This window comes from Trinickia dinghuensis (assembly GCF_003367175.1).
Classification (GTDB): domain Bacteria; phylum Pseudomonadota; class Gammaproteobacteria; order Burkholderiales; family Burkholderiaceae; genus Trinickia; species Trinickia dinghuensis.
Genome location: NZ_QRGA01000007.1, coordinates 44,815 through 67,828, shown reverse-complemented (window position 1 = coordinate 67,828; position 23,014 = coordinate 44,815). Strand labels below are relative to the sequence as shown.

Below are 23,014 nucleotides of genomic sequence, written 5' to 3'. Positions count from 1 at the left end.
ACCATCGCCGCGCGCACCGGGGCTGCGCAATCGAACGAACCGCCTTGGACACCCGAGCAGTTCGAAGCGAATTTGCGCTCGCTCGGCAGGCGCTACCACATCCATCATCCGTTCAACGTGCGGTTGAATAGTGGCCAATGCACGCCCGACGAGATTCGCGGCTGGGTGGCGAACCGCTTCTACTATCAAATCAATATTCCGTTGAAGGACGCGGCGATTCTGTCCAACTGCGACGATCGAGAGACGCGGCGCCTTTGGGTTCAGCGCATCCTCGACCACGACGGATACGACGAAGATGCCGGCGGCATCGAATCGTGGGCGTGCCTTGCCGATGCGGTGGGGCTGCCGCGCGACGCGCTTTGGTCGCTCGAACATGTGGTGCCGGGTGTGCGATTCGCCGTCGACGCCTATGTGAATTTTGCGCGGCGGGTGCCGTGGCAGGAAGCCGTCTGTTCCTCGCTCACCGAGATGTTCGCGCCGCAAATTCACAAGGATCGGCTCTCGGGGTGGCCGTCTCTCTATCCTTGGATCGATCAGAATGGGCTGCACTATTTCCGCAGCCGCATTCCGCTCGCCTCGCGCGACGTGGAACATGGGCTCGCCGTCACGCTCGATTATTTCCGGACGCGCGAGGCGCAGCAGCGCGCGCTCGATATCCTCCAGTTCAAGCTCGACATCCTGTGGTCGATGCTCGACTCCGTCGAAAAGGCGTACGCGCAATGAACTACGACAACGCCGCCGGCGGCGCGCCGTTGCGCCCGCGTCTACGAACAATCTATCGGCTACAGTGGGAAGCGCAGCAGGACGCTTATGTGCTGCTTTATCCCGAGGGGATGGTGAAGCTCAATCCTAGCGCGGGGCAGATACTCGTCCGCTGCGACGGGACGCGCGAACTCGATGAGATCATCACCGAGCTGGAGGATCTGTTCCACGCGCAGGATCTCGCGGCCGATGTCTACCGGTTTCTCGATCATGCGCGGCAGCGTGGGTGGGTGGATTGAGATGACCGCGACCGCTCCGACCACTCCGACCGCACCAACCACCCCGACGGCTTCCGCTTCAGCGGCCGCGCCGCTTTGGCTTCTCGCCGAGCTAACCTACCGATGTCCGCTTCACTGCGCGTTTTGCTACAACCCGGTCGACTTCGCGAGTCACGGGCCCGAACTCGATACCGAGGCATGGTTGCGCGTAATCTCGGAGGCGCGGGCGTTGGGCGCCGTGCAGATCGGGTTTTCCGGCGGTGAGCCGCTCGTGCGCGACGATCTGGAAGCGCTCGTGGCCCATGCGCGCGGGCTCGGGTTCTATACGAATCTGATTACGTCCGGCGTTGGCCTCACCGAGGCCCGCATCGCAGCGTTGAAAGAGGCGGGGCTCGATCACATTCAACTCTCGTTTCAGGACTCGTCGCGCGAGCTGAACGATTTTCTGTCAAGCACGCGGACGTTCGACCTCAAACGCAAGGTCGCGCAGTTGATCAAGGCGTATGGGTATCCGATGGTGCTCAACTGCGTGCTGCATCGATACAACCTGCCGCATGTCGCGCAGATCATCGAGATGGCGCTCGATATCGGCGCCGAATATCTGGAGCTGGCCAACACGCAGTACTACGGCTGGGCGATGCTCAATCGCGAGCAGTTGATGCCGACGCAAGAAGCGCTGCGCGAGGCCGAGGAGACCGTGAATCGATATCGCGCCCTCGTGGGAGCGCGGTGTCGGATTTTGTTCGTCGTGCCGGATTACTTCGAGAAGCGGCCCAAGGCGTGCATGAACGGATGGGGTTCTGTGTTCCTCGGCGTGGCGCCCGATGGGGCAGCCTTGCCGTGCCATGCGGCTCGATCGTTGCCGGGACTTAAGTTGCCGAACGTGCGTGAGACGTCGCTGTCGTCGATTTGGTACGAGAGTACGGCGTTCAACGCCTTCCGCGGCGAGCATTGGATGCGTGAGCCTTGCCAAAGCTGCGACGAGCGTACGACGGATCATGGCGGGTGCAGGTGCCAGGCCTACATGCTGACCGGCGATACGCGCGCAGCCGATCCCGTGTGTGCGAAGTCGCCGCATCACGGTGAGGTCGAACGGGTTGTCGCATTTGCGCGGCGGCAGACCGGCAGCAATGGCCATGAACAACCGCTCGTCTTTCGCAGCATGACGCCGCCACGGCGCGCGTCGAATCGGGAGTAAGACCATGTCGCCGATCGCCATTCATCTCATCGTCGATGCAGCATTGAGTCTGCTTGGGGTTGCTTCGGCGATTACATGGATCGTCATTCTGCAGAAGGGATGCGGGTGTTGGCGCCTGGCGATTCAGAATCGGCGATTCGATAGAACCTGGGGCGAAGCGCTCGAACAGGCCTCGTTTGCATCGATGCCTATCGGGCTTGCCGATGCGAAAGGTCCGAAGGCGCGAGTCACGCGCGCCGCGGTGGCGGCGTTGAGCGTCGGCGCGCCCTTCGATGCAGCCGATCGCTCGCTTTCCCCTGATACGGTTCGGCAGATACTCCGAGCCCAACTCGAACGCGCACTCGCGCAGCAAATTCAACGCGAACGCCGGATGCAAGAATCCGGGCTGACGCTGCTTGCATCGGTCGCGAATGTTGCGCCGTTTATCGGTCTGTTCGGGACGGTGTTCGGCATCATCTATGCGTTGCATGGCGTGGCAGCCGACGGCGGCGGCAGTATCGGCGATATCGCCGGGCCCGTCGGTGATGCGCTCATTGCGACGGGGCTGGGTATCGCTGTCGCGATTCCGGCGGTGCTCGGCTATAACGCGTTCGTGCACCACACTCGCACGAGCATCGATGAATTGGAGGCGTTCGGGGCTGTGCTTGTCGACGTTGCCGAGCGCAGCGGATTCCGGATTCGCTGTGGTGAAGGCATATCGCGCCATGCGATCGGGCCGATGAATGCGTTCTCGGAACGCGAGGTGGCCGCGTGATCTCGGGAACGAAAGGCGGTCGGCATCAAGCGCCGCTTGCCGAGATCAACGTGACACCGCTCGTCGACGTCATGCTGGTGATGCTCGCGATCTTTCTTGTCGTGGCGCCGGTGATGACGAAGGCGATCAAGGTCGAGTTGCCGAGCGTTTCAGCGCAAGGGACGGTACCGCGGAGTCATGCAGTGACGGTGAACCTCGATGCCGCGAATCGAATCTTTGTCGACGGGCGGCCAGTGGAGGCTGCTCGATTGCAGCCAATGCTCGCTCGGATAGTCGCGCACGACGCCAAGACGAGCGTGAGCCTGCGCGCCGATCGTCGGGAATCGTTCGAAGAAGTGGCGAAGATACTTGCGGTGGTAGGGCGTGCGGGAGTCACGCAGGTGTCGGTCGTAACGGCGGCCTGCGATCAGGAATGCGCACCGCCCAATTCATCCGGTACCGGACATCCGCCAACCCTTCCACGCCAATGAAGGGGCGCTGAGCGGCCGAGCCGCACGACGCATTCCCGCCGCGAATAGCCCGACCGCGATCCGCCGCCCCGTGCACCCTGCACAGCACGCTTACGGATGCGCAAAGAGCGACTGCGTATCGCTCAACGCTACCGGCGAGCCGGCCTGCGAGGCGCTCGCCATCGGCACGCCGCCCACCGCATTCATCTCAGCCGCTTGCCCCTGCGCCGCGATCTTCGCTTCGGCCGCCTGAATATCGTCGGGATAGTTCGGGTCGCTAGCATCGGGATGATAGCCGGCCTGTTCCACGCGGATCAGATCCGCACGAACCTGAGCGCGCGTCAGCGGCGCATTGGTCGCTTGCGCGAACGCAAACACAGGCGCACTCAGCGTGCAAGCAATCAGGACGGCCTTGATCAGTGCTTTCATGATGGTTTCCCTTCGAGAGCGTTTCGGCCGCATTCACCATGAACGAGGCCTTGAACCTCTCCATCGGTTTCGATGAAGAGTTGCGTTCATTATCGAAAAGCACCTCTGTCCCAAAGCTGACCCGTTCATTACAAGTTCGTTATCTTTCCCCGCCCTGCTGTGCCCGCCCCTTGGCGCCAGATAGCAGACTTGTAATCCGACGGTCAGAAGCAGGTAAATACCCGCCGGCCACACTCCCCGCCACATGAAGCCACCCACGAGACATTGCCATGTGGATCGTCAGACTCGCCCTGCGCCGCCCCTATACCTTCATCGTTCTTGCCCTCCTGCTGTTCATCCTCGGGCCGGTCGCGATCATGCGCACGCCGACGGATATCTTTCCGAACATCAATATCCCGGTCGTCAGCATCGTATGGACGTACAACGGATTTTCGGCGCAGGACATGGCCAACCGCATCACGTCGCCCTATGAGCGCGCGCTCACGTCCGACGTCGACGATATCGAGCACATCGAATCACAATCGCTGAACGGCGTCTCGGTCATCAAGATCTTCTTTCACCCTGGTGCCGACATCAATCGCGCGATCGCGGAAGCGGCATCGAACTCCGCGTCCATCCTGCGCGTGCTGCCGCCCGGCACCTTGCCGCCGAACATCATCACGTACAACGCTTCGACGGTGCCGGTGCTGCAGCTCGGCCTGTCGAGCGACACGCTGCCGGAGCAATCGCTCTACGACCTCGGCAACAACTTCATCCGCACGCAGCTCGCATCCGTGCAAGGCGCCGCCGTGCCGCTGCCCTACGGCGGCAAGGTCCGTCAGATCATGGTTCAGATCGATCCGCGCGCGCTGCAAGCGAAGGGGCTGGCGCCGATCGACGTCGTCAACGCGATCAACGCGCAGAACCTGATTCTTCCCGGCGGCACCGCCAAAATCGGCACGCGCGAATACAACGTCGAAATGAACGGCAGCACGCGCACGGTGGCGGCGCTCAACAATCTGCCGATCAAGACCGTGAACGGCACGGTCATTTATGTCCGCGACGTCGCGCACGTGATCGACGGCTACGCACCGCAGACGAACATCGTCCGCAGCGACGGCAAGCGCGCCGCATTGCTGCAAGTCGAAAAAACCGGCAGCGCATCGACGCTGACGATCATTCAGCAGGTCAAGTCGATGCTGCCGAAAATCGCCGCGGGCTTGCCGAAGGCGCTGAAAATCACCCCGCTGTCCGATCAATCGGTGTTCGTGAAATCGGCGATTTCGGGCGTCGTGCGCGAGGCGCTGATCGCAGCCGGTCTGACGGCCGCGATGATCCTGCTCTTTCTCGGCAGTTGGCGTGCGACGCTGATCATCGCGGTCTCGATTCCACTTTCCGTGCTGACCTCGCTGATCGCGCTTTCCGTGCTCGGCCAGACGATCAACATCATGACGCTCGGCGGCCTCGCGCTGGCGGTCGGGATACTCGTCGACGACGCTACCGTCGCGATCGAAAACATCACGCATCACCTCGAAAACGGCGAATCGCTGCACGACGCGATCCTCACCGGCTCGGGCGAAATCGCCGTGCCGACGTTCGTCTCGACGCTGGCGATCTGCATCGTGTTCGTGCCGATGTTTCTGCTCTCGGGCGTCGCGCGCTATCTGTTCGTGCCGATGGCCGAGGCCGTGGTGTTCGCGATGTGCGCGTCGTACTTCTTCTCGCGCACGCTGATTCCGACGCTTGCCATGTACTTGATGCGCGCGCGGTCCGCCCAATCGGAAACACAACCCGCAAGCGGGGGACGCTTCGCTGCGCTGATCCGCTTTCAAGCATCGTTCGAACATCGTTTCGAAGCACTGCGCAATGGCTACCGCGCCGCGCTTCAACGTGCGATCGCCAGCCGGCGCCGCTTCATTCCGATCTATCTGACGCTCTGCGTCGCCTCGCTCGCGCTGATTCCGTTCGCCGGCCGCAACTTCTTCCCTGCTGTCGACACCGGCGAAATCCGCCTGCATCTGCGCGCGCCGACCGGCACCCGCATCGAACAAACCGCGCGCATCACCGACGAAGTCGAAGCAAAGATCCGCACCGTGATTCCGAAATCCGAGCAGGCCTCCGTGCTCGACAACATCGGCTTGCCGATCAGCGGCATCAATCTGACCTACGATTCGTCCGCGCCGATCGGGCCCGAAGATGCCGACATCCTCATCACGCTCAAGCCGGACCACCGCCCCACCGCCGAGTACGTCGCCAAGCTGCGCAACGTGCTGAACGCGTCGTTTCCCGGCGTCACGTTCGCGTTCCTGCCCGCCGACATCGTCAGTCAGATCCTGAATTTTGGGCTACCCGCGCCGATCGACATCCAGATCATCGGCAATCAACTGGCCGCCAACCGCGTCGTGGCCGATCATCTCCTCACTCAGTTGCGCAGCGTGCGCGGCCTCGTCGACGCGCGCATCCAGCAGCCGGGCGACGCGCCGACCCTCGATGTGAACGTCGATCGGACCAAGGCGATGCAAGCGGGACTCACGCAGCACGACGTCGCGCAAAACCTGCTGATCTCGCTGTCCGGCAGTTCGCAGACGACGCCGAATTTTTGGCTCGATCCGAAAAACGGCGTCAGCTATCCGCTGATGACCATCGTGCCGCAGTACGACATTCACTCGCTGCAAACGCTGGCGAACATTCCGGTGACGACGAACCCGCCTACGGGCGGTACCGGCGGCACGGGCAGCACCGGCAGCTCGGCCGATTCGCAAAATCACCCGCAGAACCAACTGGGCACGCTCGGCACGGTGTCGCGCAGCTCGCAGCAGGCGGTGGTCTCGCACTACAACGTGCAGCCGGTCCTCGATATCTTCGCGTCCGCGCAAGGGCGCGATCTGGGCAGCGTCGCATCGGACGTGACACGCCTCGTCAACACGGCTCGCGCGCAACTGCCGCCCGGCTCGTCGATCGTGATCCGCGGCCAGGTGCAATCGATGAACCAATCGTTCGAAGGCCTCGGCGCCGGGCTCGTGTTCGCGATTGCCCTCGTCTACTTGTTGATGGTCGTGAACTTCCAGTCGTGGATCGATCCGCTCGTCATCATCTGCGGCCTACCCGGCTCGCTGGCCGGCATCGCATGGATGCTGTTCTCCACGCATACGACATTGAGCGTGCCGGCGCTCACGGGAACGATCCTGTGTATCGGCATCGCGACGGCGAACAGCATCCTCGTCATCAACACCGCGCGGGAGTTGCTCAACCGCGGCGTCGAACCGCTCGCCGCCGCGCTCGAAGCCGGCTTCAGCCGCTTCCGCCCGGTGCTGATGACCGCGCTCGCGATGCTGATCGGGATGCTGCCGATGGCGATCGGCCTCGGCGACGGCGGCCAGCAGAACGCCCCGCTCGGCCGCGCCGTCATCGGCGGGCTGGCGCTCGGCACGGTCTCCACGCTGCTGTTCGTGCCGGTGGTGTTCGGCCTCGTGCACACATGGCTCGCCCGCCGCAAAAGCCAGGGAAGCCAGGAAGATCAAAAAGACCAGACCACCGTTGAAGCGGCCGACGAACACGCTCAATAAATCGAAAGCTCTCGCTCTCAAGGATTCCTCATGACTACGTCCGATACTCCGTCGCGCCACCGTTTGAAGTTGCCGATCGCATTGGCCTGCATCGCCGCGGCGCTGCTCGCGATCGGCATCGTGCCGCGCCTTGCCGCTAGCGCGGCACTCACGAAGCAAGTCGACGCACAGCGCGAACCAACCGTCGAAGTGGTGGCGCCTCGCCGCGCGCCGACCTCCCAGGAACTGCTGCTGCCGGGCTCGGTGACGCCCTATGCCGACGCCTCGATCTATGCGCGTACGAGCGGCTATATCCGGCATTGGTACACGGATATCGGCGCGAAGGTCAAAGCCGGCCAGACGCTGGCCGACATCGAAACGCCCGAGCTCGATGCGCAACTGAAGCAGGCGCGAGCCGACGAAGCGGCGGCGCAAGCGAACTACGACTATGCGGCGAGTACGGCAAAGCGGTGGCAGACGATGCTGCAAACGCAATCCGTCTCGCAGCAGGATGCGGAGACGAAGACGAGCGACATGCAAGCGAAGCGCGCCGCCCTCGAAGCTGCCCAGGCGAATGTCGCCCGGCTTAGCGAACTCGTGTCGTACGAGAAGGTGACCGCGCCGTTCGACGGCGTCGTCACGGCGCGCAATGTCGACGTCGGCGCGCTCGTCACCGCGGGTGGATCACCGGGCCTCGCGGGCAACCCGGGCGAACTCTTTCATATCGAGCAGACCGACAAGCTGCGGATTTTTGTGAACGTGCCGCAGGACGATGCGGCCTATGTCACGCCGGGCACTCAGGTTTATCTGACGACACAGCAATACCCGGGGCGCCAGTTTTCAGCCACGGTGGCGCGCAGCGCGGGCGCGATCGACCCCGTCAGCCGCACGTTGCGCGTTGAAATCGACGTCGACAACGGCGACAACGCGCTGATGCCGGGTGCCTACGCGCAGGTGCATCTTGCGCTGCAAACGACGCATCCTGAACTCGAGTTGCCCGTGAGTGCGCTGTTGTTCCGACCGGACGGCGTGACTGTGGCGATGGTCGGCAGCGACAACAAGGTGCGGCTCGGACGCGTCACGATCGGCCGCGATTTCGGAACGTTCGTCGAAATCGCAACCGGGGTGAGCGGCGGCGAACGCGTCATCGACAACCCAGGGGACGCGATCGTCGACGGCGAAGCGGTGCGTGTCGCTGCTACGCCGGCGCCCGCGTCGGCTCAGGCTCAGGCCCCCGCCCCGGCCCCGGCCCCGGCGGGCAAGCAAGGCTGATCGCAGATCGAAGGAGATGGTATGAAGCTCACCCGTGTATCCGTCATCGGACTCGCATGCGTCCTAACCGCATGCTCGACGCTGCCGCCCTATACAAAGCCGTCGATGGCCGTGCCCGATCACTATGCGACCGTGCCGCAAGCGTCGGCGGGCTGGTCGGTCGCCTCGCCCGCCGACACCAACCCACGGGGCCCGTGGTGGACGCTGTTCAACGATCCAGCACTGAATCGCCTTGAAGCGCGCATCGACGTGTCGAACCAGTCGGTTAAAAAAGCCGTCGCGCAGCTACAAGCGGCGCGCGCGATGGTCGACTACCAGAGCGCCGGCTACACCCCCACGGTGACGGCCGGCCTCGCGCAATCGCGCACACGCTTGTCGCAGAACGTACTCGGGCACTCGCTGGCCGGACAGACCGTGCCAGACTATTCCGCGGGTGTTGCCGCAAGCTGGGAGCCGGATCTGTTCGGCCGCGTCAAGGATGCGACCGTCGACGCGCGCGACACCGCGCAGGCCAGCGAGGCAGACCTGCAATCCGTGCGGCTGTCGACGGCGAGCGATTTGGCGACCGACTACTTCGATCTGCGCGCGCTCGACATCCAGAAGAAGCTGCTCGACGACACCGTCGCCGCCTACGCCGCATCGCTCAAGATCGTGCAACAGCAGCTCGCCGACGGCGCAATCGATGCATCGGCGGTTGCCCAAGCGCAGACGCAGCTCGACAGCACGCGCACGCAGGACACCGACCTTAACGTCGAGCGCGCGAAGCTGCAGCACGCGATCGCCACGCTGATTGGTGTGCCGGCGTCGTCGTTCTCGCTGCCTTCCGCCACGACAGCCGTTGCATTGCCGCAAATTCCAGTCGGCGTGCCTTCGCAATTGCTCGAACGCCGCCCGGACATTGCCGCGGCCGAGCGGCGCGTGGCGGCTGCCAACGCGAAGATCGGCGAAGCGCGCGCAGCGTTCTATCCGAATCTGACGCTGTCGGCGACAGCCGGCCTCGAAAGCACCTTCTTCTCGCCATGGCTGACGGCACCGAGCCTGTTCTGGTCGATCGGCTCGCAATTGGCGGGGACGCTGTTCGATGGCGGCCGCCGCGACGCAACGCTGAAAGGCGCGACGGCCCAATACGACGGAACGGTCGCCGACTATCGTCAGACGGTGCTCGTCGCGTTTCAGCAAGTCGAGGACGACCTGTCGTCGCTGCAAACACTTTCTAGCGAAGCCGATACCCAGCTGCGCGCCACCGCCACTGCGCAGCAGTCGCTGCAGCTCACGACGAACCGCTACCAAGCAGGCGCCGTCAGCTATCTCGACGTGGTCGCCTCGCAGACGATCGCGCTCGGCAACGAGCGCACCCTCGATCAGATTCAAGCGCGCCGCATCGATGCGAGCGTCGCGCTGCTGAAGGCGCTGGGCGGCGATTGGGATCGCGCGTCGCTTACGGACGGGACGACGGCGAGTGCGAAGACGTCGGGAACGACTTCGGGAACGTCAGAATGAAGCGCGTGCTGACAGTATCGCTTTCGGCATGCGCCTGGCCACCGTGCAGATCCATGATGGTCCGCACGATTGCGAGGCCGAGACCCGTCGAACCGGCCGTACCGGTTTCCGTTCCGCGCTTACGCGACGGGTCGACGCGGTAAAAGCGGTCGAACACCCGCTCGAGCAGTTCGGGCGGGATCGGCGTGCCCTGATTGGCGACGGTCACACGCACCGAGTCGGGCGATTCTTCAGCGATGAGATTGATCTCGCCGCCGCGCGGCGTGTAGCGCAATGCATTGGCCAGCAAATTGTTGACCGCCCGCCGAAACAGTTCGGCATCGGCGCGCAGCTGCGCGTGACCGGTCGTACGCAGATGCACGCCCGCATCTTCGGCTAGCCCCTCGAAGTAGTCGGCGATCAGTTCGAGTTCTTTCTCGGCTTCAAGATCGCGCAGCCGCGTTTCGAACTGCGGATGCTCCGCGCGCGCGAGGAACAGCACGCTTTCGATCATGCGCGAGATGCGGTCGCACTCCTCGAGGTTCGAGGCCAGCGCAGCCTGATATTCATCAGGGGACCGAGGACGCGAGAGCACGACCTCCGTCGCGCCGCGCAGATTGCTCAGCGGCGTGCGCATGTCGTGGGCAAGATCGGCGGTGTATTGCGACAGGCGCTGAAAGCCGCCGTGCAGCCGATCGAGCATTCGATTCAGCGAGGCGACGAGCGCGGTGAGTTCGCTCGGCACGTTGTCCGCTTCGATGGGGGCGCCGAGCCGGTCGACGGTCACCGCGCCCGCCTTTTGCGCAATCTCCCGCAACGGCCGCAGCGATTCGCGCACCAGCAGCCAACTCATCAGGAACGCGAGCAGCACGCCGGCCAGGCCGGTCACGTACAAGCGTTCGCGGTAGTAATCGAGCAAATGCAGGCGGTCGGTCATGTTCCGCGCGATGATCAGCGTGACGGATGTGCCGTCGCGGAGCACGGCATCGGTGGCCAGGCCGCGTACCGGCACGTTACGCGACGTGTGCCATTCGGCGATGTCGCTTTGCACGATCCGCTGCGTGGCGCCGATGCGCTGTGACAGCACGGGCAACGGTGCGCCGGGATCCTCGATGTCATCGGGATCGTGATCGACGAGGACTTGCTGGCCGGTATCGCGCACCTCCATCGACAGCGCGGAGATGCCGAGCACCTGACTTGTCAGACGGTCGGCGTGACGGCGGAGGTCGTCGATCGAGGCGAGTTCCTGCGCGAGCCGCCGCGTATGGCGCGCGATGAGGACGATGTCGAGATCGTCGGATTGCTTGACCTGACGATCGAGCGCGAAGTACAGCACGCTGCCCACTAGCGCGAACACGGCCAGCGTCGTGCCGGCGAAGGCCAGTGCGAGCGTGGCGGTCAGCGAACGCGATGCCATCAATCGGCCTCGGCCTCGTTGGCCGCGATGACGTAGCCGACGCCGCGCACCGTCTGGATCAGCTTGACCGGAAAATCGTCGTCGATTTTGGCGCGCAGGCGACGGATCGCAACCTCGACCACGTTCGTGTCGCTGTCGAAATTCATATCCCAGACATAGGAGGCGATCTGCGTGCGGCTCAGTACCTCGCCCTGGCGGCGCACGAGCAGTTGCAGCAGCGCGAATTCGCGCGGCGTCAGATCGATGCGCGTGGAGCCTCGGCGCACGCGGCGCCGCATGACGTCGATTTCTAGATCGCCGACCTTCAGCATTTCGCTTTCGCGGGGCGGACCGCGACGCGCGAGCGTGCGCACGCGGGCGAGCAATTCGACGAAGGCGAACGGCTTGACGAGATAGTCATCGGCGCCGAGTTCCAGACCATGGACGCGATCGGCAACGTCGTCGCGGGCCGTGAGGAACAGCACCGGTGTGGTGCGGGTGGCGCGCAGCGTCTTGACGATGGCCCAGCCGTCCATCGTCGGCAGCATGACGTCGAGGACGATGACGTCGTAATGCTCCTCCTGCGCGAGGATCAGGCCGTCGGCGCCGTCGTTCGCCACGTCGACGCTATAGCCCGACTCTTCCAGCCCCTTCTTGACGTAGGCGGCGGTTTTGGACTCGTCTTCGATGACCAGGATGCGCATGGAGAAGTCCGCGTTCGGGGGGCGATGGGGAGATTTTAAGGCGAGTGGGGGGATTGCGGTCGTGCTCGCACCTTCCCGCGTTTCATAACTGAAACATATTCTTGAGCGGCGAACGGTGTGGCGATTACGCTAAGTACGGCGCTTCGTTCAAATGCCGCTTCTTGAAGCCCCTGCTTGTTCCCTCGGGTGGAGCGAGGCTTCCACCATGCCTGTTATCTCACGAAAAGTTTTCTCCCCTGCAACAAAACCTATGCATTCCGCCGGGAAATACAGCCTCCGCTGACCTGCGGCGTTCCACTCCCCCAATCGCCACCGGACTTGGCATGTTGCTCGCATTAGCCGCTCCGGTTTGAGCCCCGTCAAGCCGTACTCGCTGGGAAGTCAACAGCCCCTGAGTCGTACTCGAAAATCGCTCGTGGAGCAGATCGCCGCGAAGGCGCCTGAAGACGGGTTACCCCAGAGCCTCACGATCAAGGAGCTAACAAATGACTGCTCGCTCACGCCTTGCGGTTCGCTTCGACTTGTTTGCTGCAATCGGAAATGGCCTCTCCGATACTTCCACGACTTCGATTACTTCCGCTACGAAAACGCCACCTCGCCAATCCGCAAGGCACTACATTGCCCGCGCGCTTTCCGTTTTCGGCGTGTTGGCCGCCGCCGCGTCACAATCGGCCATCGCGCAAAATCTGACGATCAATGATCTCGGGACGCTGCCCGGCGGGCTCAATAGCTACGCTACCGGCATCAATAGCCGCGGACAGGTAGTCGGGTATTCGAACTTCTCCGCCCTCGCCCCTGCAAGCGGGATCATCCCGTTCAGCCCTCCGCACAGGTTGTTTCACGCGTTCCTGTACGACAAGGGCGCGATGACCGATCTCGGCGCGCTGCCTGGAGGCAACGATAGTCAGGCGATGGCGATCAACGAGCGCGGCCAAATCGTTGGACTTTCGACAATCCATGGCAACACCGGAGCAGACCGCGCTTTCATCTATGACAAGGGCACAATGACCGACCTCGGCTCGCTTTCGGGCAACCTCAGCAGCGAAGCGACAGGGATCAATAATCGCGGCCAGATCGTAGGCTACGGTTACGCCGCGGATGGGAATCCGCACGGCTTTCTGTTCGACAACGGAGTGATGAACGATCTCGGCACGCTGCCTGGCGGCGACACCAGCCAGGCGATGGGGATCAACAATCGCGGGCAAGTGGTGGGCTTCTCGAGCATCGTGACCGGGCCGCCGTTCACCACGCACGCGTTTTCAGATCAGAACGGTGTGATGACCGATTTGGGCACGCTTCCCGGCGGGACGTTCAGCCAGGCAACGGCGACGAATAACAACGGACAGATCGTTGGGTATGCGGATAACGCTAGCGGGGCCCAGCACGCGTTTCTGTATCAGAACGGGCAGATGATCGATCTTGGGACGCTGCCTGGAGGGACTTACAGCGTCGCGAATGCGATTAATTCAAGAGGGGATATCGTCGGCGTGTCGGACGATGCAGGGGCGGTTGAACACGCCTTCTTGTATTCGGGCGGTGTGATGAATGATCTCGGTACGCTTCCCGGTGGGGATTTTAGCGAGGCACTCGGGATCAGCGATAACGGGCAGGTGGTGGGAGACGCGCTTAACGCGACTGGGGCGTTCCACGCGGTGCTTTGGACGAAGTAGAAACCAGGATGGGCCGGCGCGCTAGAGAAACACGCGCCGACCCGCTGCGAGTTCCTGCTGGGGAGAGCCTAGCCACCAACTACGAGACGTGGACATTTCGCGCCTTGATGTACAGATATTTGTTTGGACCGGCGCGCGAGATCATCACGCGCCGACACGGCTTTTAGCGTGAAACGTACGCGCCGTCTTGAGCGGACCACTGAAACGTTTTACGCCACTTGCCACCATGCTGACGCAGTTGCCAATCGCGGAAACCATTCGTAGCGGTGGGCAGGACCGACAGCGTATTGCTGCCGTCCTCGATGTCATGGTCGCGCGTGCCGTCCTTGTGCCAATCGCCGGCGATATTGCGGTAGTACATCATCGGCTGAGCGAAAACCAAGCGGATCGCGGCGCCGTCGATTCGGTACAGGTAGAGCGCTTCGAAGTCGCCGCCACCGCCGGAGTACGAGACAGACCAGCCGGCGCGAACACCGAAAGCGTAGTCACCCGCGCGCAACTGATAGGGCGCAAGATCGAAACGCAACCATTGCTCGGGGAGTGACCCGCCTTTGCCTGAGTCCGCAGGGAGGTTGTCCGGGGCTTGGAGGTTCGTTGCGTCCCAGTCGACCCCGTGATCGAGGGGCTGCTCGGTGCGAGCGATCAATTTCGGCGCGCCGTCCGTACCGCGCTCGAATACGCCTAGCCAGACGAGATCTTGTGAGGCAGTTGGGTTGTCGCTAGTCGAGTCGACACCGTCACATTGTTGAGCCGGTCGGAATTCCGTTTCTTCCTTGGCGATCTTGTCGGTCGTGGCGACGCAGACAATCGCGACGTACGCGTTAGCGCGTTGCGGCCACGGTTTGACACCGACTAGGACGGCACGGGCGGCGTCTTGCCCCGGAGCGACTTGGGCGATGACGGCTTGCTTTGTGAAACCTGCCGGCAAGTGCGTGCCGAAGCCGTCAGGCTCGGGCGTGTTGCCCATGTCCTGGTTGAAAGCTGCGCGGGCCTCAGGGGTTTTGAGTTTCGAGGCGGCCTGGTCCAGAGAGTGGGCAGTGCCGGCGGCTTGGGCGGTGGCGGTGAGTAACGTCGTCGCGAGAGCAACGAGTAGCGGGGCGAATTGGCGGTTCATATTCTTACGGTTGGATTAACGATATCCGCAATCAGTTTGAGCGCCTCTTCACAATTGGCGTCATGGAGGCACGCCGGCGAGCATATGCGAATTGATGGTCATGTTCAACTTAATGCCGAAGCGGTTCTCCGCTGGAGCGAGCTCAGTCAGCGTTTACAAGACGTGGAAAATCCGTGCGTTGACGCGCCGATATATGCTTGGATGTCTCGTTCCTGCCTCCCGTCCGATGCATGATCGTGCTGAGACCGAGATCAACTTGAACCGGCGTCTGCCCGCCAAATTGTCGTTTCTTATGCAGCGATAGATAAGTAACGTTGAGCGTTTTCACATCGTCGTACCTGAGCACGAAGACATCGCCCCCAATTGGATAGAAGCGTGTCTTATCGTCCTGGTACATTTGGGCAGCCGCGTCGTACTCCCGATCGTGCTCAAATCTTCGACGTTGAGCCTTCAGCAACAGAAGACGATCCAATTGCCCTTGCTCGTTGACCTCGTAACCGTCGAGCAGACCGGTGTAGAGATAGGAACCCTCCTTATATTCGACTACGGCCGCCACCGTCGCGCCATCGGCAGCTTGATTCTTTGGCTGGTCGAGCCCAGCAAACAAGTAGTACCAGGGCGCATCGCCTCGCGCGGCGCGCGCAAATGGGCTTCCCACTCGATCAAGTTCCCAGCGCCGGACCAACCATCGGAGAAGAAGTGCTGAAACGAGCGCCAAACCATTGGTGAGGGCGAAATAGCCAAGACCGGTAACCGGATGAAGATCTAGCCAGATCAGCCTGTCCTCAATATGGTTGAGCGGCGCGGCACCGCCGACGAGCAGATGAATGACATCGCGAAGTTTGATCTCATAACCCGCCAGGCATACCGCGCTCGCGACGAGTGCATTGAACAACGCCGCGCAAAGAAGCGCTTTGAGCGCGACTGCGCCAAACGGCGCGTGATTTGCCGTGCGCACCTCGTTGCGCTGGAAGAACTGGCGGAAGAGGAAACCAGGCAGGGCAACGAGGAAGAGGAATAGAGCTGGAAATGCTACGTTCATGCGTTCCATCCGCCTACACGGACGAGCCTCGGCAGATAACAGACCGTGTTTCCGTTTGAGTCCTTCACCGTGATTTCGACGCTGCTCGGTTGGATGAGCGACGCCGAAGCTAGAAATAGCCGAAGCTGCTCAGAGGCCTTCGGATCCTTGAGTACATCATCGAGACGCTTGCTGCGAAAGGCCTTCACAGGACCCCCATTATTCCTAAATGGATCACACGCGCGCAGTTGAAAGGCCCACGCCGACCGGTACGCCGTGTTCGATCACCACAACACGACGCAGTAGGCCAGCTTGCCATCAACGCTCCCCCGCAGTTCAGTCCCCCCAAAAAATCAGACGATGTCCGAGTAACAAACCACACCAACCTCACAAAAGCACCTTAGACGCGAACCACGCTCCCACTACGAGGCTCATGCCCATCGCCGCCACCCAGCTAGCTAGCTACGCGCAGCGCCCAGCGCGCGCAGTTCGCCGACGACGGGCGGTTTGACGCTCAACTGCACGATCGGAACGCGACGAAGGGCCATCGTGTATCGGCGACCGACACCGCGCCCACGTAGGCAAAATTAGCTGACGGCTAGCCACTGCGCGTTCGCCAGGCCAGGGCCACTGCCGGTGGCCCAGGAGTGAGACAGCGTCCGCACGACGCTGCGGGTGTCACTCCCGGTATCGCGATGCGCAGACATGCGTGTTAATGAACCGCCTGTTGAAGAGCGTTCGTTCAGGGAAACGCAAGGCGAGAAGCAAGGAGCGCACCCGTGCTTCGCGGATAAGCGGCTGCGGCCCGTCCGCATCGGCGGATCGAGCACACGAGAAAGTTTTTACAGCATCTTAGAATTTCGTCGTCACACCAAAAATCAACACAACCTGGCTAGGCGTGCTCGAACTGGACGCCAAGTCGCCTACGGTGCCTCCGGCCGGCACGATGCTCTCTCCATCTTGGCTGAAGGTCGTTCCACTTGCATGCGAGTAGGCAGCGACCGTATAGAGCGTGGTGCGCTTGGACAGGAGGTATTGGAACCCCGCGGCGACGTTGTTGTAGGTCGCCGAGGATGCCCCGCTCGATTTCGTGAACGTGTAGCCGACGTTGACCTCAGTGGCTGGCGTAATGAAATAGCCGAGTGAAGCCGCGGCTGTATTGAACGTTTCGGTTCGATTGAAAGCGGCGTAAGTCCCATACGGCTTCCACTGCGCATTGCTGTAGCGGATATTAGCCGTGAGGCCGCCACGTTCGTACTGAGCCGCGGCGTGAACGATCATCCGCGATCCGACGAAAGCCGTGCTCCCGTATAACGGCGTCACGGCGCTATTTTGTGTTTCGTCGGCGGTGGACGCCCCGCCTGGGCCATCGTTTCGAGCGAACACATATCCGGCCGCCACGCTGAATCCTCCTTGCTTATAGCTCAACGCCGCGGAAGAAGAACTCTGCGATGCGAGGCTGCCGGCCACGCCCCCAAGCCCGTACATCACCTCGAATTGAAAGCCGGCCAAGAGCGGACTCTCGTACTTGACCGCGTTCTGCAGCCGGAAGCTGTTGTCGTTGTTGTCGGCATCCCCCGGCGTCGTGAACGCCGGACCGTAGACGTCGGCGGTCAGCGGCTGAACGAGGTCCACCGTCGAATCGAGTTGCCGCCCGAGCGTGATTGTCCCGAGCCGGGAATTAGCGAGACCGACGAAGGCCTTCTTCCCGAACTCCCGCCCGCCTTGGCTCAGCTTCCCGTTGTTGATGTTGAATCCATTTTCCAAGGTGAAGATCGCCTTGTTTCCACCGCCCAGATCCTCATTACCCTTGAGCCCCCACTTGTTGGCCGTCAGGTCAGCACCCTGCATTTCCACCAGCGAATGCTGTCCGACATTGTTGTAGTAGGCAATCCCATCGTCGAGCTCGCCGTACAGCGTCACGCTGTTTTGCGCTTGAGCGAGCGATGCCAAAGGCAGCGTGGCGAGCACGACAGCAATAGATCGGAATTTGATTGGCGTCTCCATAACATCTCCTATTCCTTAGTATTCCTAAATATATGATTCGGACGATTCGAATTCGGGAACAACATGGAAATGCGTCAGACCGGTTCGAACACGTCTACCTTGTTGCTCTCGTTCAGGTAGACGAAGATTCGATGCGTGCGTGGGTCGACGGCCAGGGTATGGACGTTCTTTTCGGTATGCAGATGGTCGACAACCTGATGCGTGTCGAGATCGATGACATCCACTTCACCCGACTTGTCACCCAGGAAAATCCGCCGCGCGCCGACATCGATCGCAGTCTGGTCGATGTTGCCGCCTTCGAAGGGAACGGTCGCGACGAGCTTGCCGTCGGGGTCGACGATCAGGACCTTCTCGTCGCGGCTGCCGATGATCAGATGCTTGCCTTGGCTGTCGTAGACCATCGGCTTGGCATCCTTCTTGAGGTGAAACTTCCACACCGCGACCACCTTCTGCGCGGCTGGGTCGATCACATCGACGACATTGTCCACCGGCTGGTAAATGCGCCCGAGCGAGGGCTCATAGAGATTGACGTCGGGGCCGTGCTTGGCCGGTTGCGGCGTCAGCGCGATGGTCCCCACTCGTGTGAACGGCGGCTGGTCCATGAAGACGCTCTCGGTGTCGCTGTCGTCGTTGGCCACGTACACGCGCGAGTTCTTCGTATCGAGCGCCACGCCGTCCGGGGCCTTGCCCGCGGTATCGACAGCAGCGACTTGCTTGAACGTTCGCTTGTCGATCACGACGAGCTTGTTGGCCTTGGCGTCCGCCACGAATGCGAACTTGTCGTTCAGCGCGATACCGTTTCCGTCTTGGATGCCCAGGATCGTCGCTTTGACCGCGAGCGTATCCGCATCGAGCACCACGACGGCATGGTCAGGCGATTGCACAACCCAGATTTCGTGAGTGGCCGGATCGAACACCACCCAGTCGCCGTGACCGCCCTTCCCGGGCAGATCGATGGTTTTGACGAGCTTGTAGTGCGTCGACGCGGTCGCATCCGTATCCGGGTTCGTGCTTGCGTTCGCCTGTATCGGTCCGGCGATGACGCATGCTGCCGCAATGGCCAGGCACGCTGTTTTGAAGAGAGGCTGCATGGTGTCTCCTATCGTTTTCATTGATCTCATCCTTGGCGCGATTTGTATCTGTGCTTTTTGTTAGTACTACTAATAAATTGAGAGGCTAGCGTCGAATCAACCTATCGGCCCCTTCCCACTCCGTGAGCGAGGCCTCCTTCTTGTTGTGCCTTACGTGCTTCCCACCCCACCACCTCGAGCTACATCGACCGACGTCTAGTTCTTCGCAAGACCGAGTTCGCCCAGCAAAGGCGTCAAGCGCCCCCGCTCGTTTTGCAGAAAGGTTCTCGTTTCCTTGCTGTCCTGATAGTCGGCGGTCCACAAGTTGCGTTTGACCGCCGCGGCCCACTGGGGAGACGACGTCGCTTTTTGCAAAACGTTGTCCCACCAGGCGATCTGGGCGGGCGTCATGCCCTTCGGCCCCACCAGCACGCGCCATGTCGTGAAATCGACATCGACGCCCTGCTCCTTCCACGTCGGCACGTTCGCAAGCGCGCCCTGTTCGCGCTTACCGCCCGAGATGGCAATGAGGCGAATGCGCTTCGCTTGGCTCGGCCCCAGTACAACGCCCGCGGGGGTCGCCGCCACCGTGACGTGCCCACCCATCAGCGACGTCACCGCTTCGCCGCCCGAATCGAAGAACACCATCTTCAGCTTCGTCGGATTCGCGCCGGCAGCCTTGACGACGAGCGCCGCCGCGTCGTGACTCTGACCGCCCGGCGAACTCGAAACCGCGAAGCTGACCGACGCCGGATTCTTCTTCAGCATTTGCAGCAAATCCTGGCCGGTCTTCACCGGCGAATCCTCGGGCGCGGAGAACACGACTTGTTCGGTGACGAGCACCGCGAGCGGCGTCACGTCGTCGAGACCGATCGTGCTTTGTCCGGTGATTCGATTGGTAATCAACGGCAGCGCCTGCACGCTTACGTAATCGCCATCGCCCGGATGGGAGTTGATGTAGGCCAGCCCCACCGTTCCCCCGCCGCCGGGACGGTTCGCCACCGTGATCGGTTTGCTGGCAAGGTGCTCCTGCTGGATGACGCTTTGTAATGTCCGGCCCACGAGATCAAGGCCGCCGCCGGGTGCGCTCGGGACGACGATCTCGACGGGCCGACGCGGCGCCCAACTGTCCGCCGCGCGCGCAACGGTGACTTGCCCTCCCAATAGCGCAATGCATGTCGCCACGATCGCGCGGTACGTTAGCTTCTTCCCTGCCATGAGTTGTCTCCTCCAAATGAATCCATCATTCGCGGCGCAGGCCGCCTTACCAATACCCGATGACCACGTTGAGCAAACCAGCGCCGAACAGGACGATGAGCGCATGACACCGTGGCTTCGTTAAGAAAACCAGCAATGCGATTCCGGCGAGTCCGGATGAAATCCATGTCGACGGCGAGGCCCGCAGCACCGTCAACGCGCTCGCGAGCATGAGCCCCGTTGCGACGGGCGCAAGGCCGCGTTCGATCACGCCGTGCCACGGATGCCGATCGTGTCGCGTCCAGGCCGCCGTGGCGGCGTAGGCCAAGATGGACGACGGCACGAACAAAGCCACCGAAGCGACGATGGCACCGATCACCCCCGCGGCTCTCAATCCAATGAGCGTCGTCAGCAGCGCGCCGGGCCCCGGTGCTGCGCGCGACAGAGCAAAGAGTTCGACGAAATCCGTCTGCGTCACCCAGTGATGCAACGTGACCGCCTGCATGTTGATGTCCGCGACGATGCTCTGTCCGCCGCCGATCGATAGCAACGAGAGCGGCGCGAACACGGCAACGAGCTGCAAGTAGACGTTATCGCGCACGACGTTCACCTCCGTACGCGAGCGTCAAACCGGCCGCGCCAACGACGAGCGCAACGGGCACCAGCGGCCAACGCAGGATCCCGATCGCAATCAATACCGCGACGATCGGCACGAGCATCACGCGCTGCCGGGAAAGAATCTTCTTGGCGCTCCGAACGCCCACCGACGCCGTCATACCGACGGCCGCAGCCGCGACGCCTTCAAGAAACCGGTGCAGCCAGACGAGTTCACTGAGTTCGCGATACATCAATGCGAAGACGACAATGACAACCATCGGCGGCAAGAGCAGCGAAGCGGCGGCCAAGACACTGCCGAGGGCGCCGCGCAGCCGGTAGCCGATGTAGATCGACAGGTTGACCACGTTCGAGCCGGGCACGATCTGCCCGAGCGTCAGCGCACCGAGAAATTCGTCGTTGCTGAGCCAGCCTCGCTCGGTGACGGCCTCCCGGTAGATCCATGCCGACAACCCGCCGCCGAAACTGGTCAAGCCCACGCGCGCAAACACCGAAACGATGTCTCGTAGCGATACTTTTGCCGCGCCCGCTTCCAATGCCGTGTCCATGTCGATTCGCCTTGTCCGAAACCGCCACGCTCAACGCGGCTCGTCCGCCAACTGATGATCGGGAACCCGATCGCGCAGCTCGTTCGACAGCGCGACCATCTCCTTGCGTCGGCTCCAGAGCGACGCCGCAATGCTCACCGCAGCACACCCGAGCAAGGTCGCGGCGATCGGGCTGCGCAGGAACGTCGTCGGATCGCCGTTCGAAATCGTCAGCGCCTGGCGAAACGATTGTTCGAGCGTGTGACCGAGAATCAACCCGAACAACAGCGGCGCCTTGGGAATGTCGAACTTGCGAAACACATAGCCCACCACGCCGAAAAAGAGCGCGAGGAACAGATCGAACGTGTCGTTGTTGAACGAATACACGCCCGTCGACGCAATCACGAGAATCACGCACAACAGCACGCGCGGCGGGATATAGAGGATGCGCGACAGGATGCCGACGAGGGGAAGGTTCAGCACGAGCAGCATGATGTTGCCGATATACATGCTCGCAATGAGGCCCCAGACCAGATCGGGCTGCGTATGAAAGAGCATCGGGCCCGGTTGCATGCCATACATGATGAACGCGCCCATGATGACCGCCGTCGCGCCCGAACCGGGCACGCCGAGCGCCAGCAGATGCACGAATGCCCCACAGGTGTCGGCATTGGTCGCTGCTTCCGGCGCGGCGACGCCTTCGATCGCGCCATGCCCGAATTCCTCGGGGTGCTTCGACAGCTTCTTCTCGAGCACGTAAGAGAGCATCGCGGAAAGCGTGCCGCCGAGCCCGGGGGCGGCACCGCAGAGAAATCCGACGAACGAGCCGCGAAAGATCGCCGGCCGTGCGCGCCGCCATTCGGCGCGCGTGAACCAAAGCTTGCCGTCCACCTTCACCGTATGCAGCGTGCCGCCGAGCGCGCCCTCCACCATTCGGCTCACCTCCGCGATGGCGAACAGCCCCACGACCACCACCAGAAAATTCACCCGATCCTGCAACTGGACGAAGCCGAGCGTGAAACGCGCCACCCCGCTTTGCAGGTCGATGCCGACCGTGGCCAACCCGAGCCCGAGGAATACCGCCAACATCCCTTTCGCCAGCGACTTGCCGGTCAGCGCACTCACCGTGGAGAGCGCGAAGCAGATCAGCGCGAAGTATTCGGCCGGCCCGAAATGCAGCGCGAAGGCCGCGAGCGGTGCCGCGACGAACGAGAGTGCCGTCACGCCGATCATGCCGGCGATGAACGAACTGACCGCGGCGATCGCCAGCGTAGCCGCCGCTCTGCCCTTCCTTGCTAACGGATAGCCATCCAATACCGTCATCACCGCTGCCGCGTCGCCCGGCGTGTTGAGCAGAATCGCCGTGACCGCGCCGCCATACATGCACCCGTAGTAGATACCGGTCAGCATCATCAAGGCCGTGGTCGGATCCATGCCGAACGTGACCGGAATCAGCAAGGCGATACCCGCCGAGGGGCCGATGCCCGGCAAGTGGCTGATCAACGTGCCGATGAACACGCCGATCAGCGTATAGAGCAAGTGCGTTGGCGTAGCGGCGATCGCTAGCCCATGCACGATTCCATCCAAGCTATTCATGTCCCGCCTACC

20 protein-coding genes are annotated in these 23,014 nt (G+C 62.3%); 9 read left to right on the top strand and 11 right to left on the bottom strand.

Annotation, left to right across the window (positions count from 1 at the left end; translation table 11 throughout):
• Window positions 1-3: 3 nt before the first annotated feature.
• Genes pqqC through DWV00_RS12750 form a run of 5 tightly spaced genes read left to right on the top strand, consistent with a single transcriptional unit; the run spans window position 4 to window position 3,402 of the window.
• Window positions 4-723 (top strand): pyrroloquinoline-quinone synthase PqqC, encoded by a 720-nt coding sequence (gene pqqC, locus DWV00_RS12770; RefSeq protein ID WP_115534298.1) that lies wholly within the window; start codon window positions 4-6, stop codon window positions 721-723.
• Entirely contained in the window at window positions 720-1,001 is a 282-nt protein-coding gene (pqqD, locus tag DWV00_RS12765) for a pyrroloquinoline quinone biosynthesis peptide chaperone PqqD (RefSeq protein ID WP_115533963.1), read from the top strand. Before pqqC ends, pqqD begins: the two co-directional genes overlap by 4 nt.
• A 1-nt stretch (window position 1,002) precedes the next feature.
• Entirely contained in the window at window positions 1,003-2,178 is a 1,176-nt protein-coding gene (gene pqqE, locus DWV00_RS12760) for a pyrroloquinoline quinone biosynthesis protein PqqE (protein WP_245964877.1), read from the top strand.
• Between the two features lie 4 nt (window positions 2,179-2,182).
• Complete coding sequence (locus tag DWV00_RS12755) at window positions 2,183-2,932, top strand: MotA/TolQ/ExbB proton channel family protein (RefSeq protein WP_115533961.1); 750 nt, start codon at window positions 2,183-2,185, stop codon at window positions 2,930-2,932.
• Complete coding sequence (locus DWV00_RS12750) at window positions 2,929-3,402, top strand: ExbD/TolR family protein (RefSeq protein WP_115533960.1); 474 nt, start codon at window positions 2,929-2,931, stop codon at window positions 3,400-3,402. Before DWV00_RS12755 ends, DWV00_RS12750 begins: the two co-directional genes overlap by 4 nt.
• A 90-nt stretch (window positions 3,403-3,492) precedes the next feature.
• Here the strand turns inward: DWV00_RS12750 and DWV00_RS12745 are convergent, their stop codons facing one another.
• Window positions 3,493-3,810: a DUF4148 domain-containing protein gene (locus DWV00_RS12745; protein WP_115533959.1), complete on the bottom strand. Its 318-nt coding sequence runs from the start codon at window positions 3,808-3,810 to the stop codon at window positions 3,493-3,495.
• 269 nt (window positions 3,811-4,079) lie between these two features.
• On the opposite strand from DWV00_RS12745, the gene DWV00_RS12740 reads away from it, so the two are divergent.
• Genes DWV00_RS12740 through DWV00_RS12730 form a run of 3 tightly spaced genes read left to right on the top strand, consistent with a single transcriptional unit; the run spans window position 4,080 to window position 10,106 of the window.
• A complete protein-coding gene (locus tag DWV00_RS12740) occupies window positions 4,080-7,355 on the top strand; it encodes an efflux RND transporter permease subunit (protein WP_115533958.1) in 3,276 nt (1,091 codons plus the stop codon).
• Between the two features lie 30 nt (window positions 7,356-7,385).
• Window positions 7,386-8,606 carry an efflux RND transporter periplasmic adaptor subunit gene (locus DWV00_RS12735; RefSeq protein ID WP_115533957.1) on the top strand — a complete coding sequence of 407 codons (1,221 nt, stop codon included), beginning with the start codon at window positions 7,386-7,388 and terminating at the stop codon, window positions 8,604-8,606.
• 21 nt (window positions 8,607-8,627) lie between these two features.
• A complete protein-coding gene (locus tag DWV00_RS12730) occupies window positions 8,628-10,106 on the top strand; it encodes an efflux transporter outer membrane subunit (protein ID WP_115533956.1) in 1,479 nt (492 codons plus the stop codon).
• Here the strand turns inward: DWV00_RS12730 and DWV00_RS12725 are convergent.
• Both DWV00_RS12725 and DWV00_RS12720 read right to left on the bottom strand, forming a co-directional pair.
• Window positions 10,045-11,502, bottom strand: coding sequence for a heavy metal sensor histidine kinase (locus tag DWV00_RS12725; protein WP_115533955.1), 1,458 nt, complete (start codon window positions 11,500-11,502; stop codon window positions 10,045-10,047). The genes DWV00_RS12730 and DWV00_RS12725 overlap by 62 nt on opposite strands.
• Window positions 11,502-12,185: a heavy metal response regulator transcription factor gene (locus DWV00_RS12720; RefSeq protein ID WP_115533954.1), complete on the bottom strand. Its 684-nt coding sequence runs from the start codon at window positions 12,183-12,185 to the stop codon at window positions 11,502-11,504. Before DWV00_RS12720 ends, DWV00_RS12725 begins: the two co-directional genes overlap by 1 nt.
• Window positions 12,186-12,670: 485 nt before the next feature.
• On the opposite strand from DWV00_RS12720, the gene DWV00_RS12715 reads away from it, so the two are divergent.
• Window positions 12,671-13,855 (top strand): HAF repeat-containing protein, encoded by a 1,185-nt coding sequence (locus tag DWV00_RS12715; RefSeq protein WP_115533953.1) that lies wholly within the window; start codon window positions 12,671-12,673, stop codon window positions 13,853-13,855.
• Between the two features lie 163 nt (window positions 13,856-14,018).
• Here DWV00_RS12715 and DWV00_RS12710 read toward each other — a convergent pair whose 3' ends face one another.
• The 8 genes from DWV00_RS12710 to DWV00_RS12675 all read right to left on the bottom strand — a co-directional run bounded on the left by DWV00_RS12710 (window position 14,019) and on the right by DWV00_RS12675 (window position 23,002).
• Window positions 14,019-14,969, bottom strand: a complete 951-nt coding sequence (locus tag DWV00_RS12710) for a hypothetical protein (protein WP_115533952.1) — start codon at window positions 14,967-14,969, stop codon at window positions 14,019-14,021.
• A gap of 142 nt (window positions 14,970-15,111) precedes the next feature.
• On the bottom strand, window positions 15,112-16,011 hold the full coding sequence (locus DWV00_RS12705) for a hypothetical protein (RefSeq protein ID WP_115533951.1): 900 nt from the start codon (window positions 16,009-16,011) through the stop codon (window positions 15,112-15,114).
• An 831-nt stretch (window positions 16,012-16,842) separates the two neighbouring features.
• Window positions 16,843-17,997, bottom strand: coding sequence for a porin (locus DWV00_RS12700; RefSeq protein ID WP_115533950.1), 1,155 nt, complete (start codon window positions 17,995-17,997; stop codon window positions 16,843-16,845).
• A gap of 74 nt (window positions 17,998-18,071) precedes the next feature.
• A complete protein-coding gene (locus DWV00_RS12695; RefSeq protein WP_115533949.1) occupies window positions 18,072-19,088 on the bottom strand; it encodes a YncE family protein in 1,017 nt (338 codons plus the stop codon).
• A gap of 195 nt (window positions 19,089-19,283) precedes the next feature.
• Window positions 19,284-20,285, bottom strand: a complete 1,002-nt coding sequence (locus tag DWV00_RS12690) for a tripartite tricarboxylate transporter substrate binding protein (RefSeq protein WP_115533948.1) — start codon at window positions 20,283-20,285, stop codon at window positions 19,284-19,286.
• 46 nt (window positions 20,286-20,331) lie between these two features.
• A complete protein-coding gene (locus DWV00_RS12685) occupies window positions 20,332-20,865 on the bottom strand; it encodes a chromate transporter (RefSeq protein ID WP_115534297.1) in 534 nt (177 codons plus the stop codon).
• A complete protein-coding gene (locus DWV00_RS12680; protein ID WP_115533947.1) occupies window positions 20,855-21,427 on the bottom strand; it encodes a chromate transporter in 573 nt (190 codons plus the stop codon). The genes DWV00_RS12685 and DWV00_RS12680 overlap by 11 nt, the downstream gene beginning before the upstream one ends.
• Window positions 21,428-21,457: 30 nt before the next feature.
• Window positions 21,458-23,002 (bottom strand): tripartite tricarboxylate transporter permease, encoded by a 1,545-nt coding sequence (locus DWV00_RS12675; protein ID WP_115533946.1) that lies wholly within the window; start codon window positions 23,000-23,002, stop codon window positions 21,458-21,460.
• Between the last annotated feature and the right edge of the window lie 12 nt (window positions 23,003-23,014).